Origin of the sequence: Pseudonocardia sp. Ae150A_Ps1, assembly GCF_001932315.1 — a bacterium.
Taxonomy (GTDB): domain Bacteria; phylum Actinomycetota; class Actinomycetes; order Mycobacteriales; family Pseudonocardiaceae; genus Pseudonocardia.
In genome coordinates, this window is the sequence record NZ_MCIJ01000001.1 from 1,929,898 (window position 1) to 1,945,243 (window position 15,346).

The 15,346-nt window shown below is 69.7% G+C and carries 15 protein-coding genes; 5 read left to right on the plus strand and 10 right to left on the minus strand.

Going from position 1 to position 15,346, the window contains the following annotated elements:
- The first annotated feature begins 73 nt into the window (after window positions 1–73).
- From Ae150APs1_RS08760 to Ae150APs1_RS08780, 5 genes are read left to right on the plus strand one after another with little or no spacing between them, the layout of a single operon-like run.
- Window positions 74–1,867, plus strand: a complete 1,794-nt coding sequence (locus Ae150APs1_RS08760; protein ID WP_075296855.1) for an AMP-dependent synthetase/ligase — start codon at window positions 74–76, stop codon at window positions 1,865–1,867.
- A gap of 58 nt (window positions 1,868–1,925) precedes the next feature.
- The gene (locus Ae150APs1_RS08765) at window positions 1,926–3,425 is read left to right on the plus strand and encodes an AMP-binding protein (RefSeq protein WP_075296857.1); all 1,500 of its coding nucleotides are present in this window, start codon (window positions 1,926–1,928) and stop codon (window positions 3,423–3,425) included.
- Window positions 3,422–4,210 carry an enoyl-CoA hydratase-related protein gene (locus tag Ae150APs1_RS08770; RefSeq protein ID WP_075296859.1) on the plus strand — a complete coding sequence of 263 codons (789 nt, stop codon included), beginning with the start codon at window positions 3,422–3,424 and terminating at the stop codon, window positions 4,208–4,210. Before Ae150APs1_RS08765 ends, Ae150APs1_RS08770 begins: the two co-directional genes overlap by 4 nt.
- 57 nt (window positions 4,211–4,267) lie before the next feature.
- Window positions 4,268–4,999: a hypothetical protein gene (locus Ae150APs1_RS08775; RefSeq protein WP_075296861.1), complete on the plus strand. Its 732-nt coding sequence runs from the start codon at window positions 4,268–4,270 to the stop codon at window positions 4,997–4,999.
- Window positions 5,000–5,009: 10 nt separating this feature from the next.
- Window positions 5,010–6,614: an NAD(P)/FAD-dependent oxidoreductase gene (locus Ae150APs1_RS08780; RefSeq protein ID WP_075296863.1), complete on the plus strand. Its 1,605-nt coding sequence runs from the start codon at window positions 5,010–5,012 to the stop codon at window positions 6,612–6,614.
- Window positions 6,615–6,620: 6 nt separating this feature from the next.
- Here the strand turns inward: Ae150APs1_RS08780 and Ae150APs1_RS08785 are convergent, their stop codons facing one another.
- The 10 genes from Ae150APs1_RS08785 to Ae150APs1_RS08830 all read right to left on the minus strand — a co-directional run bounded on the left by Ae150APs1_RS08785 (window position 6,621) and on the right by Ae150APs1_RS08830 (window position 15,344).
- A complete protein-coding gene (locus Ae150APs1_RS08785) occupies window positions 6,621–6,899 on the minus strand; it encodes a cytochrome C oxidase subunit IV family protein (RefSeq protein WP_075296865.1) in 279 nt (92 codons plus the stop codon).
- Between the two features lie 20 nt (window positions 6,900–6,919).
- Window positions 6,920–7,543, minus strand: a complete 624-nt coding sequence (locus tag Ae150APs1_RS08790; protein ID WP_083680013.1) for a cytochrome c oxidase subunit 3 — start codon at window positions 7,541–7,543, stop codon at window positions 6,920–6,922.
- 7 nt (window positions 7,544–7,550) lie between these two features.
- On the minus strand, window positions 7,551–8,357 hold the full coding sequence (locus Ae150APs1_RS08795; RefSeq protein ID WP_175579856.1) for a hypothetical protein: 807 nt from the start codon (window positions 8,355–8,357) through the stop codon (window positions 7,551–7,553).
- Between the two features lie 103 nt (window positions 8,358–8,460).
- Window positions 8,461–9,645 carry an acyl-CoA dehydrogenase family protein gene (locus Ae150APs1_RS08800; RefSeq protein ID WP_075301874.1) on the minus strand — a complete coding sequence of 395 codons (1,185 nt, stop codon included), beginning with the start codon at window positions 9,643–9,645 and terminating at the stop codon, window positions 8,461–8,463.
- A gap of 20 nt (window positions 9,646–9,665) precedes the next feature.
- On the minus strand, window positions 9,666–10,427 hold the full coding sequence (locus tag Ae150APs1_RS08805; protein WP_075296869.1) for a crotonase/enoyl-CoA hydratase family protein: 762 nt from the start codon (window positions 10,425–10,427) through the stop codon (window positions 9,666–9,668).
- Window positions 10,424–11,194 (minus strand): SDR family NAD(P)-dependent oxidoreductase, encoded by a 771-nt coding sequence (locus Ae150APs1_RS08810; RefSeq protein ID WP_075296871.1) that lies wholly within the window; start codon window positions 11,192–11,194, stop codon window positions 10,424–10,426. The genes Ae150APs1_RS08805 and Ae150APs1_RS08810 overlap by 4 nt, the downstream gene beginning before the upstream one ends.
- Before the next feature lie 30 nt (window positions 11,195–11,224).
- A complete protein-coding gene (locus Ae150APs1_RS08815) occupies window positions 11,225–12,415 on the minus strand; it encodes a thiolase family protein (RefSeq protein ID WP_075296873.1) in 1,191 nt (396 codons plus the stop codon).
- Between the two features lie 67 nt (window positions 12,416–12,482).
- The gene (locus tag Ae150APs1_RS31960) at window positions 12,483–12,887 is read right to left on the minus strand and encodes a nuclear transport factor 2 family protein (RefSeq protein WP_075296875.1); all 405 of its coding nucleotides are present in this window, start codon (window positions 12,885–12,887) and stop codon (window positions 12,483–12,485) included.
- Window positions 12,884–14,125 (minus strand): cytochrome P450, encoded by a 1,242-nt coding sequence (locus tag Ae150APs1_RS08825; RefSeq protein ID WP_075296877.1) that lies wholly within the window; start codon window positions 14,123–14,125, stop codon window positions 12,884–12,886. The genes Ae150APs1_RS31960 and Ae150APs1_RS08825 overlap by 4 nt, the downstream gene beginning before the upstream one ends.
- 46 nt (window positions 14,126–14,171) lie before the next feature.
- Window positions 14,172–15,344 (minus strand): FAD-dependent oxidoreductase, encoded by a 1,173-nt coding sequence (locus Ae150APs1_RS08830; RefSeq protein WP_170918063.1) that lies wholly within the window; start codon window positions 15,342–15,344, stop codon window positions 14,172–14,174.
- Between the last annotated feature and the right edge of the window lie 2 nt (window positions 15,345–15,346).

The window sequence follows — 15,346 nt, forward strand, 5'->3', positions numbered from 1 at the left end:
CCGAGCAGCTCTGCACCGACACGCCGGGCCGCCACACCCGTTCGATCGCAACGACGCATCCAGGGAGTTCCACGTGACATCTGCCCCCGAAGCGAAGCCCGCCCCCGACACCGGAGCCGTCGCCGTCACCACCGTCCCCGAGGCATTCCAGGCAACGGTCGCCCGGGTCGGTGAGCGCACGGCCCTGCGCACCCTTGGCGGGGAGACCAACTATTCCTGGGCGGCATACGGCCGGATGGTGCGGGAGTACGCGGGCGGACTCGTGGCTCTGGGACTCCGTCGCGGCGACACCGTCGCGATCATGACCGCCAACGGACCTGCTTTCCGCTTCGTCGACACAGCCGCCGTGCACATCGGGGCGATCCCGATCTCGATCTATGCGACGCTGCCCCCGCACGACATCGCGTGGATCCTGGAGAACGCGGACGTCTCCGTCGTGATCGCCGAAGCGGACTTCCTGCCCGTCCTCGAGCAGGCCCGTTCGGTCGGTGCACGACCGTTCAGCCTCGTCTCGCTCGCCGACACCGGTGGCGACCGCAGAATGGCCGACGCGATCGCCGACGCCCCTCACGATTTCGACTTCGACGCCGCCTGGCGAGCCGTCCGTCCAGAAGACCCTGTCACTGTCAGCTACACCTCCGGGACGACCGGGAACCCCAAGGGGGTGGTGCTCAGCAACGGTGCGGTGCTGGGCAGCCTGGATGCACTGGACCAGGTCACCGGCACCGTCGAGGGGGGCCGGGTCATCTCGTTCCTCCCGATGGCCCATGTCGCGGAACGCATGTTCTCGCACTACCGCGGCATCCGGTACGGACTCACACTCACCAGTTGCCCGCACCCGTCGCTGGTGCCGCAGTACCTCACCGACGTCCGGCCGCACTACGTGTTCTCCCCGCCACGTCTGTTCGAGAAGCTGCGTTCGGCCATCGAGGCGCGCTCGGCCGGGGCCGAGCCGGCAGCTGTCGCCACCCGGGAGGCGATCGCCACCGGGCTCGAGGTGATCGAACTGCAGCAGACCGGACAGCCGGTTCCCACCGAGCTCTCCGATCGCTACCACCACGCCCGCGAGCAGGTACTCACACCGATTCTCGCGAAACTGGGACTCGACCAGGTCGAGGTCGCCCTCACCGGATCCGCTCCCGTCCCACCCGGACTCGTACGCTTCTTCCTCGCGCTGGGGCTCCCCGCTCTCGAGGCGTGGGGGATGTCCGAGTGCACGGCGTTCGGCTCGATCAACCGGCTCGACGACGTCCGGACCGGAACGGTCGGCTACCCCCTCCCGGGACTGGAGCTGCGGCTCGACGAGGACGGCGAGATCCTCCTTAGGAGCCCCTTCCTGATGAGCGGCTACCTGAACCAGCCCGAACTGACGGCCGAGACGATCGATTCCGACGGGTGGCTGCACACCGGTGACATCGGCTCTCACGACGCCGACGGTCGGCTGCAGATCATCGACCGGAAGAAGGAGCTGATCATCAGCGCCTTCGGCAAGAACATGTCGCCCTCCAACATCGAGGCCAAGCTCAAGGAGGCCAGCCCACTGGTCGGGCAGGCCGTCGTGATCGGCGACTCGCGGCCGTACAACGTCGCACTGCTCGTGCTGGACGTGGAAGTGGCGGCCTCCACCGTCGGGGGCCCGACCCGGGTCGAGGAGCTCGTCGGCCATCCCGAGATCGTGGCGGCGATCGACGCGGCGGTCGAGGCCGCCAACGAGCGGCTCGCGCGGGTCGAGCAGGTCAAGCGTTATGTGCTGCTGCCCGACGAGTGGCTCCCGGGCGGTGACGAGCTCAGCCCCACGATGAAGCTCAAGCGGCGCCCGATCTCCGACAAGTACGCAGAGACCATCGAGTCGCTCTACTCGGCCTGAGCCGCGGGGGGTGCGGCCGCTCCCCGCCGCATCCCCCGTCTCCCACCCGGAGGTCGCCATGCCCACGCTCGGTGGAACCCTTCTCCAGAACGCCCGGCGGGTCCCCGATCGGGAGACGATCGTCGACCGCGACCGCCGGTTCACCTGGGCCGGCCTCGCCGAGGCGGCCTTGGAGGTCGCCGGTGTCCTGGAAGCGCTCGGGCTGCGTCCGGGGCACCGGCTGGCCGTACTGGCACCCAACAGCGCCGAGCATGTGATCGCCCAGTACGCCGCTCTTCTCCTCGGAGCCGTCGTCGTGCCGCTCAACGCGCGGTTCGCAGCACCTGAGATCGAGGTGGTGCTCCAGGACTCCGACGCGTCGCTCGTGGTGGTCGACCGGGGCGACCGGCTCCCGGCCGGCGTCACCGTCCGTTCCGTGTCGCTGACGGAACTCGTCCACGGGGCACTCGCCGAGACGACGAGGCCGATACCCGACGACCGCGCGGAACCTCGTGGCGACGCCTACCTCACCTACACCTCGGGCACGACAGGGCGGCCGAAGGGCGTCCTGGTCGACCACGACAGGGCGATCTGGGCCGGCCTGTCGCAGGTCACCTCACTCGGGATGAGCGACGGTGAGCGATACCTGCACCTCTCGCCCTTCCACCACTCCGGTGGGGTGGTCTTCCTCTCCGCCGTGACCCTGCTCGGCGGCACGCACGTCATCGGACCGCCGTTCGAACCGGGTGCAGTGCTGAAGGTCCTCGACGAGGAGCAGATCCAGACATTCCTCGGTGTCCCGACGATGTACCAGCAGCTGTTGCGCCACCCCGACATCGAGCGTCGCGACCTGTCCCGGCTGCGTAGGGCTGTCTTCGGGGCGGCGGCGATGCCGGAAAGCGCGCTGCGCGAGCTGCTCGCGCGGTTCCCCACGGTCGAGTTCAGCCAGCTCTGCGGTCAGACCGAAGCCGGTCCCACCGGACTGTTCTCGACCACGACCCAGCTGCGCGAACGACCGGACGCGACCGGACACCAGCCCCAACCGTTCCTGGAACACCGGATCGTCACGGTCGATGGACGTGACGCCGCGCCGGGCGAGATCGGCGAGCTGCTGTTCCGCGGGCCGGCGGTGATGAAGCGGTACTGGAACGCCCCCGAGGCGACGGCCGAGACCCTTCGAGACGGGTGGCTGCACACCGGCGACCTGTTCCGGGTCGATCCGGACGGGGCTCTCGTCCTCGTGGACCGGCTGAAGGACCTGATCATCACCGGAGGCCAGAACGTCTACTCCGCCGAGGGCGAGCAGGCGGTAGCCGGCCATCCGGCGGTCGGCGACTGTGCGGTGCTGGGGCGGCCGCATCCGGAGTGGGGCGCGACCGTCGTCGCCGTCGTGGATCCGCTCCCCGGGGAGACCGTGACGCTCGACGAACTCCGCGAGCACTGCGCCACACGGCTGTCGTCCTACAAGGTCCCCCGAGATCTCGTCCTCGCCACCATCCCGAGGAACGCGTCCGGGAAGGCCCAGAAGCACCTGCTGCGCGCAGCCGTCGCAGGCCGAGAAGAAGGAGCACCACCATGACCACCGCGCTTCGCGTCGAGGACCACGACGGTGGGATCCGCGAGATCGTCCTCGCCCGCCCCGAGGTGCTCAACCGCTTCGACGAGGTGCTCCACCACGAGCTGACGGACACGCTCGTGCGCACCGCCGCGGATCCGCGGGTGCGATCCGTCGTTCTCGCCTCCACGGGCAAGGCGTTCTCGGCCGGCGGCGATTTCGAGCTGATGGAGCAGGCACGGCAGGACCCCGCGGTCCGGAGCCGGATCGTCGGGGACGCACGGCGGCTCCTCGACTCGTTCCTCGGGCTGCCCCAGCCGATCGTGGTCGCGGTACAGGGCGCCGCCATGGGACTCGGAGCCACCGTCGCCCTCGCCTGCGACGCGGTCGTGGCCTCCCACGGTGCGACATTCGCCGACACCCACGTGAACGTCGGTCTCGTCGCCGGCGACGGTGGGTGTCTGGTCTGGCCCGAGGCGGTCGGCATGGTCCGGGCCCGTCGCCATCTGCTCACCGGGGAACCGCTGGACGCCGAGACCGCGTTCGCCCTCGGCGCTGTCAGCGACCTCGCCGAGAACGCCGAGGAGGCCTACAAGACCGCCCGGGAGATCGCCGAGCGCATAGCCCGGCTCGCGCCACTTGCGGTGCAGGGGACGAAGCGCGCACTGAACACCGTCACCGGTCGCCGGGCGGCTGAGGTGGTCGACCTCTCGCTCGCCTACGAGGAGCGCACACTCGGGTCGCAGGACCTTCTCGAAGGCATCACCGCGTTCCGGGAGCGGCGTCAGCCGTCGTTCCGGGGCATGTAACCGGCTCGGCCCGACCTGGCCCGGATCCGATCACGGCACCGACCGGAGGACTGCACGGTGTACGAACCCCAGACCATCCTCGACGCCATCGACGACAACACGCTTCCGGTCATGCTCGGCTTCGCCGCAGCGATGGTCCTCCAGAACATCGCGATGGTCACTGCCGTGGTGATGACGCGGCGCGAAGGCTGGATCTCGATCCCCCTGCCGTGCACCTTCCTGTGGTTCGCCCACGATCTCGGCGTCGTGGTCCGCGTCGAGACCTGGTTCGTGACCTACGACCACTGGTTCCTCAAGCTGTTCTGGGTCGGCCTTCTCACCGCGTTCCTGCTCGAACTGGTCTTCCTCGCCCAAGCCGTCCGGGTCGGCCGCCGCGAGTACCTGCCGGACGGGACCCGGGCACAGTGGACGGCACTCGTCGTCGGCGGAGTCACGGCGATCGTCGTGCTGTGGGAATGGCAGAAGGTCGTCTGGGACGACCCACTCTACCAGGCCGCCCCCGCGATGACCCTGTTCCTGCTGCCGATCGCCGCCACGGCGTTGATCCTGCGTCGACGCTCGGCGGTGTCCCAGTCGGTCGTGGTGTACGGCTGCTTTGCAGGCATGGTGCCGCTGTGGTGGGGGATCACGGCCCTCTACTACCGAGGACCGTTCCTGAGCTGGCAGTACCTGGCGGCGGGGGTACTCGCGTTCGCCATGCTCGTGGCGGCGACCGTCCTGGTCGAGCGCATGCGTGCCGCGGGTGCGACCGCCGCCCCGGACCCCGCCCCGGCCATCGCGGGGCGGTGAGGAGCGTCGGATGGAGTCCTTCGACTACCTCGTGATCGGCGCCGGCCACAACGGCCTGACCGCAGGAGCGACACTGGCCGAGCAGGGACGGTCGGTCTGCGTACTCGAACGGCTCGACATCGCCGGCGGCCTGTCTCCCAGTCACCCCCATCTCCCCCACGCACCCGACCATCTACTCAGCCTGGGGGCGATGGACGACATGTTCATGGCACAGACCCCGCTGGCCCGCCAGATGCGCCTCGCCGAACACGGCTACGCCACGATCCCGCTGAGCCATCCGTACGGCTGGGTCGATCCCGACGGCGAGACGCTGCTGCTGTGGCACGACGTGAGCAGGGCGGTCGAGGAGATCCGCCACTTCTCCCCGGCCGATGCCCGCACCTACGACGAGCTGCAGGGACCGATCAACTGGATCATGGACCTCGTCGACGTCCTGTTCGTCCGGCATCCCTCGGCGTGGCGGCCACGCGATCTCGGCCGTCACCTGCTTCGGCACCGGCCGGACCGCGCGACCCGGAGGTTGATCGGAGCGCTGCTCACCCATACCGCCTTCGAATGGATCTCGGAGACGTTCGAGTCCGACGCGATGCGTGGCCTGTGGGCGTACTGGTCGAACATGATCGGCCCGGCCGACGCGTTCGGTAGCGGTGCCTACGTCCTGGGATTCGCCGGCGTGCACCGCGGCCCGGGGGTGCTGCGACCTCGCGGGGGCATGAGTGGGCTCGTCGCAGCGCTGCGCAGCGTGCTGGAATCGCACGGGGGTCAGGTGCGGTTGTCGGCACCGGTGGCCGGGATCCTCGTCGAGGAGGGCCGTGCAGCGGGCGTCCGGCTGGAGAGCGGCGAGGTGATCGGAGCGCACTGTGCAGTGCTGTCGAACCTGGCTCCCCAGATCACCTTCGGCCGGTTGACCGCGCCGGAGGCGCTGACCCGCGCCGAACACAACCGGCTGGCGATGGTGTCCTCGAACTCGTCCGGTCCCGCAGCGTTCAAGATCGATATCGCGTCCGCGGGGCGACTGACCTTCCCCGCCGCCGAGGCGCGCCGGGCACGTCGCGATGACACGGACGTCCGTCGGACCACGCTCATGACGGGAACTCTCGAGGACCACATCGCTCTGACGAACGCGGCGCGGGTCGGGCTCACCGTCGACGCCCCTCCCGTCTACATGGCGATCCTCTCGGCGACCGACCCGTCGATCGCACCCGAAGGCGGAGACGTCCTGTACCTGCACTCACCCGTCCCGTTGCGCCCGGACGGAGGCTGGCAGGAGGCCGAGCACAGATACTCCGACGGCATCTGGCACTCCGCGTTGCGTTTCCTCGGGGGCGAGGAGCACGAAATCGGACGGGCGGTGACCAGCCCGGCGGACTTCGAGGACAGGTTCGCGGCTCCCGCGGGCGCATACTTCCACGTCGACATGCTGATCGACCGGCTCGGAGCCCTGCGTCCTGCCCGAGGCTTCGGCGGCTACGACACCCCGGTGACCGGCTTGTACCTGGCCGGTGCAGCGGCCCACCCCAGTGGCGGTGTCACCGGCTGGCCGGGCCGGCTCGCCGCGCGGCACGCGATCCGCCAGGAGAAGACGCGTGAGCCGAACCCGGACGGTGACGCCTGATCCTGCTCAGCCACCACCGGTCAGGTAGAGGACGACCACCATCCCGCAGACGCCCACACACCACGCCTCGAACACCAGCCGCAGCGCCGGAGGCGCCGATCGGAGCTCCATGAACTCGAGCCCGACGTAGCGGACCTTCACGAACCCGATCACCAGCGCGAGGACCACGCCGGTCGCGCCGGCGACTCCGTGGTCCGCTCCCGCTCCGAACGAGACGAGCGTTGCGAGGACCAGCGCTCCCCACACCACGGTCTCGCGGTTCCTGATCATCGTCGGTGCCGTCATCGCACGTCCTTCCCGTCCGGTCACGAAGCGAGGTAGAGGAGGGGGAACAGGATGATCCACAGGAGGTCGACCATGTGCCAGACGATGCCGCCGAGCTCGACGACCTTCGTGTGTGACGGTCGAGGACGCCGCGTCCGGGCCAGCGCCCGCAGGCCGAGCAGTCCTCCGATCCCGAGGACCACGTGCAGCGCGTGGATCCCGGTGAGGATGAAAAAGTAGAGGAAGAAGTCCCCGCTCATCGGCGTGATCCCGGAGGCGAACTTCCCGCCCCACTCGGCCACCTTGACGCAGAGGAACACCGCGCCGAGCGCAGCTCCTCCCGCGAAGAGCCGGGCCGCGAGATCCCGACGAGCGTCGCGATAGGCGTGCACCCCGTACACCACCAGCAAGGAGCTGGTGAGCAGGACGATCGTGTTGACCATCCCGACGGCCACGTCCAGCTCACCGCGCGCCTGCGCGAACCCCGTCGGATCGGCTGCTCTCTGCACCAGGAAGACCGCGAAGAGCACGGCGAACACCGTCATGTCCGCGAGGACGACGACCCAGCCGCCGAGCTCACCCGGGACGGTGCCGCGCAACCACCGGCCGGCTCCCGCCGAGGGGGCGCCGGGCTCCACCCGGCCCTCGTCCGAGGTGGTCACCATCGCCCGATCACGCTCCCGAGGCCGACGGTGCACGGAGCCCGTCGGCATCCCGCTCTGCGGGATCCCGGTCTCCCGCCTCGGCGGCGTCGAGGTCGACACCGGCTGCAGCATCCTCGGCCGCCTCTGCGTCGAGACGCTGGCGCTTCAGGTTGCGCAGCAGGAGCGTGCCCGCGCAGATGATCCAGACTCCGAACAGCAGCAGCGGGGACCAGAACACGAACAGCCCGTTCCAGGAGAAGACACCGGTCTTCGGCAGGAAGGCGATGGCACCGGCCTCGAACATGAGGGCGATCCAGGCGGTCAGGTACCCGAACCACCGCGGGAACGGCGAGTGCGGCACCTTCTTGCCGACGAAACACACCACCGCGATCGGCACCCACATGAACAGGAAGTACTGGTCGGTCGTGACCAGTGTGAGCAGCGCGAGCTCGTGCATGATCGCCGTGATCTCGGGCGCACGGTCCGGCGTGAACGCCGCCGTACCCCACATCACGGGCGGCAGCACGAGGAAGATCGACATGATCGTCGCGCCGCACGCCGTGAGGGTGGAGAGGATCCGGCCCTTCTCCACGCGCCGGATCTGTACGGCACACACGATGCCGAGCGGCATGATGAACGCGCTGGTCCACCCCGCGATCACCGCTCCGACCCGGATCCCGGTCGCGTTCTCCCGGTAGAACGCCGCCACCTGCTCGGCGGGCCAGTCGGCCGACGGCGGGGGAACCATCTTGAACAGGAAGATCAGGCAGACGCCGTAGATGGCCGTGGTGGCCAGTGCGAACCACACCACCACGGCTTGGATCCGCTGGGACATCGTCGTCGTGCTCCCTCTCGTGTCGACCGCCCGGACGGGCGGTGGTGCGTCGTTGCACCGGTGGACCGGCCCCTGCAGGGCCGGTCCCCGTTCGCCGTCCGGTTCAGACGGCGGAGTCCGCGGGCCGGGCCGGCCGCTGGTCGAAGCGACGGCCGAGGTACTCGGATGCGATCCGGATCTTCTGCATGGCCGGTGTGCCCCCCCCCGCCAGGGCCCAGCCGTGGGAGTCCCGGTGCAGACGCTCGATCTCGTACTCCTCGGAGTAGCCGTAGCCGCCGTGCAGCTGCATCGCCAGATCCGAGACGCGCTTGGCCATCTCGTTGGTGAAGCACTTCGCGACGGAGGCCGACAACGGGTCGGGATGGCCGGTGCCTGCCTCGTCGGCTGCCCGCCTGATCAACAGCCGGGCCGCGTCGACCTGCGCCACCATGTCGGCCAACGCTCCTTGGACCATCTGGAACTCGGAGATCTCGCGCCCGAACTGGTGTCGCTCGCGGACGTAGCGGACGGTGCGGTCGAGCGCGGTCTGCCCTACGGCGAGCGACATCGTGGCGTTGCCGAGGCGTTCGATGGAGAACGCCGTGAACAGCTTCCCGAAACCGCCCTCGGGGACGATGACGTCGGCCAGGGGCACGCGGGCGTCGGTCAGGAACATGTCCGCCGATCCGATCCCGCGGAAGCCCATCAGGTTCTCCTGCGGGCCGAAGGTCAGGCCGGGGTTGTCCTTGTCGACCAGGACCGCCCCCATCCCCTTGGCGCCCTTGGTCGTGCCGAACCGCACGTAGACCAGGTACTTCTCGGAGAAGCCGGCGCCGGAACACCAGCGCTTGGTCCCGTTGAGGACGACCTCGTCCCCCTCGATGCGGGCCGTGGTGGTCGCGTCGGTGGCAGCCGATCCCGCATCGGGCTCGGAGATCGACACCGCGATCGTCGTCTCCCCCGACGCGACTGCCGGCAGGATGCGCTTCCGTTGCTCGTCCGAGCCGAACAAGTCGATGACCCGGGCCGGTCCGGTCGAGGCTTCGAACACGGGCCACGCCGCCACCGGGCTGGCCTTCGCCAGCTCCTCGAGGACGACCAGCGCGTCGGTGAGCGGACGGCCCCCGCCACCGAACTCCTCCGGGAGGGTCAGTGCGAGCAGGCCGAGCTCACCCAGCCGCCGGCGTTCTACCTCCGGGAGGTGCGCGCGAGCTGTGTCCCACTCGCGGGCCCGCGGGGCGTAGAGGTCGGCACCGAGCCGTGCCGCGAGTTCCTTGAGCTCACGCTGCTCATCCGTCAGGTCGAACATCGACGTGCCTCCCGGCGTCATCAGCGGCCGGTCCAGACAGGACGGCGCTTCTCCACGAATGCCTTCGCGCCCTCGGCGGCGTCCTCCGAGCTGCGGACGAGATCGGTGTGTGGGGACTGGCGTGTGAACGCCTCCTCCGCCGGCCAGTCGGCCGACGCGTCGACCAGTGTCTTGGCCGCCCGCAGGGCGAGGGGCGCGTTCCCGGCGATCTCGCCGGCGAGCTCACGCGCCACCTTCAGCGCCTCGCCCGCCGGGGCGATCCGGTTGACCAGGCCCAGGTCGTGTCCCTGTCCGGCGGTGATGGGTGCCCCGGTCAGGACGAGCTCCATCGCGACGTTGCGCGGAATCCGCCGGGGAAGTCGGAGTACCCCACCCGCCGCGGCGACCAGACCACGTTTCACCTCCGGCAGCCCGAACCAGGCGTCGTCCGCGGCGACGATCAGGTCGCAGGCCAGGGCGATCTCGAACCCGCCACCGAGGGCCTTGCCCTCGACCGCCGCGATGAGCGGCTTCGCCGGCGGACGCTCGACGATCCCGAATCCCCCGCGCTGCTCGGAGATCGAACGTTCCTTCGTCGCGGCGAACGCCTTGAGGTCCATCCCTGCCGAGAAGATTCCGCCTGCTCCGGTCAGTACCGCCACCGAGACGTCCGGCCGTACGTCGATCTCGTCGAGAGCCGCCGAGATGGCCTCGGCCGCCGGCCGATCGACGGCGTTGCGCACCTCGGGCCGGTCCAGGACGAGTGTCGCGACCCCGTCCGCGACGTCGAGACGGACGCTCATCGCGGAGACATCCGGATCGCACCGTCGAGCCGGATCGTCTCGCCGTTCAGCATGCCGTTGTCCACGATCGACATCGCGAGCTTGGCGTACTCGTCCGGGTCACCCAGCCGGCTCGGGTGGGGCACGGTGGCCGCGAGCGAGCCGCGGACCTCGTCCGACAGGCGCGCCAGCAGTGGCGTGTCGAAGGTTCCCGGAGCGATGGTGTTGACCCGGATCCCCTTACCCGCGAGGTCACGAGCAGCGACGATGGTCATCCCGACCACCCCCGACTTCGCCGAGGCGTACGGGATCTGGCCGATCTGACCCTCGTACGCCGCCACCGAGGCGGTGAGTACGCAGACACCGCGGTCCCCGTCGGCGCTCAGCTCGTTCCTGTTCATCGCGGCGGCGGCGAGCCTCAGGACGTTGAAGGTCCCGATGAGGTTGATGCTCACGACGTCGCTGTAGGTCTCGAGCGAACCGGCGGATCCGTCGCGGTTCACCAGCCGGACCGCGCCGCCGCGACCGGCGCAGTGCACGAGCACCCGCAGTGGTCCGCGCTCGGCGGCGAGGTCGACGGCCGCCGAGACCTGGTCGGGATCGCGCACGTCGGCCTCGGCGAAGGCGACCCGCTCGCCGAGCTCCTTCGCGACGACGGCGCCGTCGGACGACGGCAGGTCGACGATCACCACGGAGCTCGCACCGGCGTCGAGCAGCCGGCGGACGGTGGCCAGACCGAGCCCGGACGCGCCCCCTGTCACGAGTGCTGAGATGCCGTTGACGTCCATCTGTCTGTCCTCTTTCTCGGTGGGAGCGGCTCAGATGCGCTCGACGACGGTGGCGTTCGCCATCCCGCCGGCCTCGCACATCGTCTGCAGGCCGTAGCGACCACCGGTCTCCTCGAGACCGTTGATCATCGAAGTCAGGAGCCGGGCGCCGGAGGCCCCCAGCGGATGGCCCAGGGCGATCGCACCTCCCCGCGGATTCACCCGGGACGGGTCGGCGCCGAAATGGGAGATCCAGGCCAGCGGCACGGGTGCGAACGCCTCGTTGACCTCGACGTGGTCGAAGTCCCCGATGGTGAGTCCGGTCCGCTTCAGGACCTTCTCCGTCGCGGGGAGCGGTCCGGTGAGCATGGTGATCGGGTCGTCGGATGCGAGGCCGAACGTGTGGACACGCGCCCGTGGCGTCAGGTCCAGCTGCTCCGCGCGCTCCTCGCTCATCACCAGTACCGCCGCCGCACCGTCCGTGAGCTGCGACGAGTTGCCGGGCGTGACGTGCCAGCCGATCTCGGGGAACCGCTCGGCCATCTCGTCGCTGCGGAACGACGGGTTCAGCGCTCCGAGCTTCTCGGCGGTCGTACCCGCCCGCACGGTCTCGTCGGTGTCGACGACCGTGCCGTCGGGCAGGGTCACCGGAATGATCTCCCGGCTGAAGTCGGCCGCGGACGCGCGCTCGTGCGAGCGCGCGGAGTACTCGTCGAGATCCGCACGATCCAGGCCGAAACGAGTCGCGATGAGCTCCGCGGACACCCCCTGCGGCACGAAGCCGGGGGCGTAGCGCTCGGTGGCCGACGGGCCGAACGGATCGGCGCCCATGCGGGACGTGAACATCGGTACCCGGCTCATGGATTCGACGCCGCAGGCCACGACGACGTCGTGCGCTCCCGCGATGACCGCCTGGGCCGCGAAGTCCACCGCCTGCTGCGAGGACCCGCACGCCCGGTGCACGGCGACCGACGGAACGTGTTCCGGCAGTCCGGCACCGAGCCAGGCCCAGCGCCCGATGGGGCCGGACTGCTCGGCCACCTGGCTGACACAGCCCGTGACGACGTCCTCGACCTCACCGGGGTCGACGCCGGTCCGGTCGACCAGCGCGCGAAGCACCTGGCCGAGCAACTCCGCGGGGTGCAGCGACGAGAGCGATCCACCCGGCCGGCCGTCCTTCGGCGCCCTGCCCTTGCCCATCGGTGACCGTACGGCGTCGACGATCACTGCGGTCCTGCTCATGTGCGTACTCCTGTTCCGGCTCCGGCCAGGTGGCCGGAACCTCGTCGGCCCAGCCACCGGACTACGGTCAGTGGCCGGCCAGCTCGGCGGTGTCCCGGTAGTAGCCGCGGATCGCGACGACGCCACCGGCGCTGTCGAAGGTCCAGATCTCGCAGGCACCGGACGGAACGGGGTCACCGCCTCCGGGCGGGTAGTAGTCGAACACGACCTCCGCCGCGATCGCCGAGCCTCCGTCGGTCAGCTCGGTGAGTCGCACACCTGACGGCCCGACGGGTGTGGCCGCGGAGGCGCCTCCCACGAACATGCGACGCAGCCGGTGTGCGCCGCTGATCTCACCGCCGTAGGGCAACGAGCGTGGGAGCGACAACACGACGTCGGTCGTGAACGACCCGTCGACGATGGTGGCGATGGCATCGGCATCGCCTGCGCCCACGGCCAGGTAGAACGACTCGACGGTCTCCCGCGCGCTCATGCGGGCGTCACCGTGACCGGCAGGGTGTACACGCCCCGGGCGAACACGTCACGCACGTAGGCGATGTCACCGGCGGGCCGGATGTCCTTGGTGCGCTGCAACAGCTCCTCGAACAGGATCTTCATCTCGAGTGCGGCGACGTGCTTGCCGAGGCAGGTGTGGGATCCGCGACCGAAGGCCACGTGCATGTTCGGGTCGCGGCTCAGGTCGAACGTGTCCGGGTCCGGGATGACCTCCGGATCGAAGTTTCCGGCGCCGAGCAGCATCGCGACCCGCTCGTCCTCCCTGATCACCGTGCCGTGCATCTCCACATCGGTCGTGGCGGTCCGGACGAAGTGCAGGAACGGTGTCGAGATCCGACAGATCTCCTGGATCGCCGTGGAGGGGACGTCGTCGGCACGATCACGCAGCCACGCCATCTGCTCCGGGTTGCGCATCAGCTCGTGCATCCCGTGAGCGAGCGCCGAGCGCATGCTCTCCGCCGCGCCGCTGGCGAGCAGGACGACGTTGCCCATCATCTCCTCTTCGGAGAGGGTCTCGTCCTTGCTCGCGGTGACGATCTTCGAGACGACGTCGTCCATGGGGCACTTGGTCTTCTGCTCGGCGAGGTCCGTGGCGTAGACCATCAGCCCGCCGATCGCCTCCATCACCATCTCGAACGAGGGTGTGATCCGCGTGTCGAACGGTGCCGCGAACTTGTCGACCCAGGCGAAGAACTGCGCGCGGTCGGCCGGCGGCACTCCGAGTACGTCGCCGAGTGCCTCCATCGGCATGGTGTGGGCGACCTCGGTGACGAAGTCGAAGGTCCCCTTCTCCAGCGCGTTGTCGACGATCGTCCGTGCGTACTGCCGGAACTTCTCCTCGAGCTTCGTGACGACCTTGGGTGTGAAACCCCGGCTGATCACGGTGCGGTGCCTGCGGTGATCGGCACCGTCCTGGCTGAGCATGGCCGGCGATCCGCCGAACTGCGGGTCGATCGGGTTGACCTTCCAGATGTTGACGTAGCCACGGTCGGCCGCGAACGTCTCGGCGTCGCGGTCGACCCGCACGATGTCCTCGTTGCGGGTCACGATGTGGACTTCGTCGATCAGCAGCGGGTCGTCGAACCGCTGCAGGTACACCGGCTCCTCCTCGCGGAGGTAGCGGTACTGATCGAGCGGGAGACCGTAGGTGGTCGGGTCGCCGTCGGCGTAGGTATCGGCGTCGAGCACGCTGATGGCGGGACGTGTGCGGGTCATGGATTCCTCTTCCTCGACGTCAGGGCGAACGGGAGGGACTACGGGCTCAGGCAGCCGCCGGCGGCGCGGCCAGCGAGCGCTGGTAGCCGATGATCGTGCGGTTGCGGTTGAAGACCACGGCACCGACGACGATGCCGTCGCGGCGGGCCTCGACGACCAGAGCAGGCCGGTCCGGGTCCTCCTCGACGACCACGAACTCTGTCGCGGCGCGCAGGTGACCGGCCGTCTTGATCTTCGTGTCGTACTGGTCGGACCACACCGACGGCACGCCCGCGACCGGTACCGCGGGCGCATCGGGCGTCGCGAGCAGGTTCCGCGCCGCATCACCCGTGTCGCGCGCGTTGCTCCAGTGTTCGATGCAGGCGGGCTCGCCGTACGGCTGGGGACGTGCGGCGACGTCACCGGCGACGACCACATCGGAGCGGACCACTCCGTCCTCGCCGAGCGCGAGACAACGCTCGTCACAGAGAACGGACCCGGCGGACAGGGCCAGTCCCGAGTCGGTGAGCCATTCCGAGTTGGGGAGCGACCCGGTCGCCACGAGCACGAGATCGGCGGGGAGCAGCTCTCCGTCGGAGAGCCGGACGCCCGTCACGACCGGGTCGCCCTCGATGTCGGCGACCCCCGAGCCGAGCCGGAAATCGACGCCGTCGGCGAGATGGAGATCGGTCGCGATCCGGCCGGCGTCGGGTCCGAGGACGGCCATCGGCCGCTCTGCGACGTCCACCACGGTGACCGGAACGTCATGGCCTCTCAGCGTCGCAGCGACTTCGCACCCGACGAAGCCGGCGCCGATGATGACCGCACGGCCGCAGGTCTCGGCCGCGCGTCGCACCGCAGCCGCGTCGTCGAGCGACCTCAGCACGTGCACGCCACCGGGCACGGGACCGGGCCACGGTCGAGCCCGGCGCCCTGTTGCGATGACGAGCCCGTCGTACCCGAGCTCGCTGCCGTCGGCGAGGCCCACGGTGCGTGTGCTCGGATCGAGCGAGGTCGCCGATGAACCGAGCGCCCAGTCGACATCGAGATCGTCGACGGGGAAGAAGAGCCGCTCGGTGTCGACAGCACCGGCGAGTACCTGCTTGGACAGCGGTGGCCGATCGTAGGGGCGATGCACCTCGTCGCCGACCATCGTGAGCCGCCCCGCGTAGCCGGCGGCCCGGAGCCCGGTGGCGGCACGATGCCCGGCGAGCCCGGCACCGACGACGATCCTGTCCACCC

Bases quoted from the DNA above. Each gene is read 5' to 3' on its own strand.
- Ae150APs1_RS08810 (WP_075296871.1), bottom strand. From the start codon at position 11,194: ATGGACGTCAACGGCATCTCAGCACTCGTGACAGGGGGCGCGTCCGGG.
- Ae150APs1_RS08795 (WP_175579856.1), bottom strand. From the start codon at position 8,357: ATGTCCCAGCGGATCCAAGCCGTGGTGGTGTGGTTCGCACTGGCCACC.
- Ae150APs1_RS08785 (WP_075296865.1), bottom strand. From the start codon at position 6,899: ATGACGGCACCGACGATGATCAGGAACCGCGAGACCGTGGTGTGGGGA.
- Ae150APs1_RS31960 (WP_075296875.1), bottom strand. From the start codon at position 12,887: ATGAGCGCGCGGGAGACCGTCGAGTCGTTCTACCTGGCCGTGGGCGCA.
- Ae150APs1_RS08780 (WP_075296863.1), top strand. From the start codon at position 5,010: ATGGAGTCCTTCGACTACCTCGTGATCGGCGCCGGCCACAACGGCCTG.
- Ae150APs1_RS08765 (WP_075296857.1), top strand. From the start codon at position 1,926: ATGCCCACGCTCGGTGGAACCCTTCTCCAGAACGCCCGGCGGGTCCCC.
- Ae150APs1_RS08805 (WP_075296869.1), bottom strand. From the start codon at position 10,427: ATGAGCGTCCGTCTCGACGTCGCGGACGGGGTCGCGACACTCGTCCTG.
- Ae150APs1_RS08800 (WP_075301874.1), bottom strand. From the start codon at position 9,645: ATGTTCGACCTGACGGATGAGCAGCGTGAGCTCAAGGAACTCGCGGCA.
- Ae150APs1_RS08770 (WP_075296859.1), top strand. From the start codon at position 3,422: ATGACCACCGCGCTTCGCGTCGAGGACCACGACGGTGGGATCCGCGAG.
- Ae150APs1_RS08815 (WP_075296873.1), bottom strand. From the start codon at position 12,415: ATGAGCAGGACCGCAGTGATCGTCGACGCCGTACGGTCACCGATGGGC.
- Ae150APs1_RS08825 (WP_075296877.1), bottom strand. From the start codon at position 14,125: ATGACCCGCACACGTCCCGCCATCAGCGTGCTCGACGCCGATACCTAC.
- Ae150APs1_RS08790 (WP_083680013.1), bottom strand. From the start codon at position 7,543: ATGGTGACCACCTCGGACGAGGGCCGGGTGGAGCCCGGCGCCCCCTCG.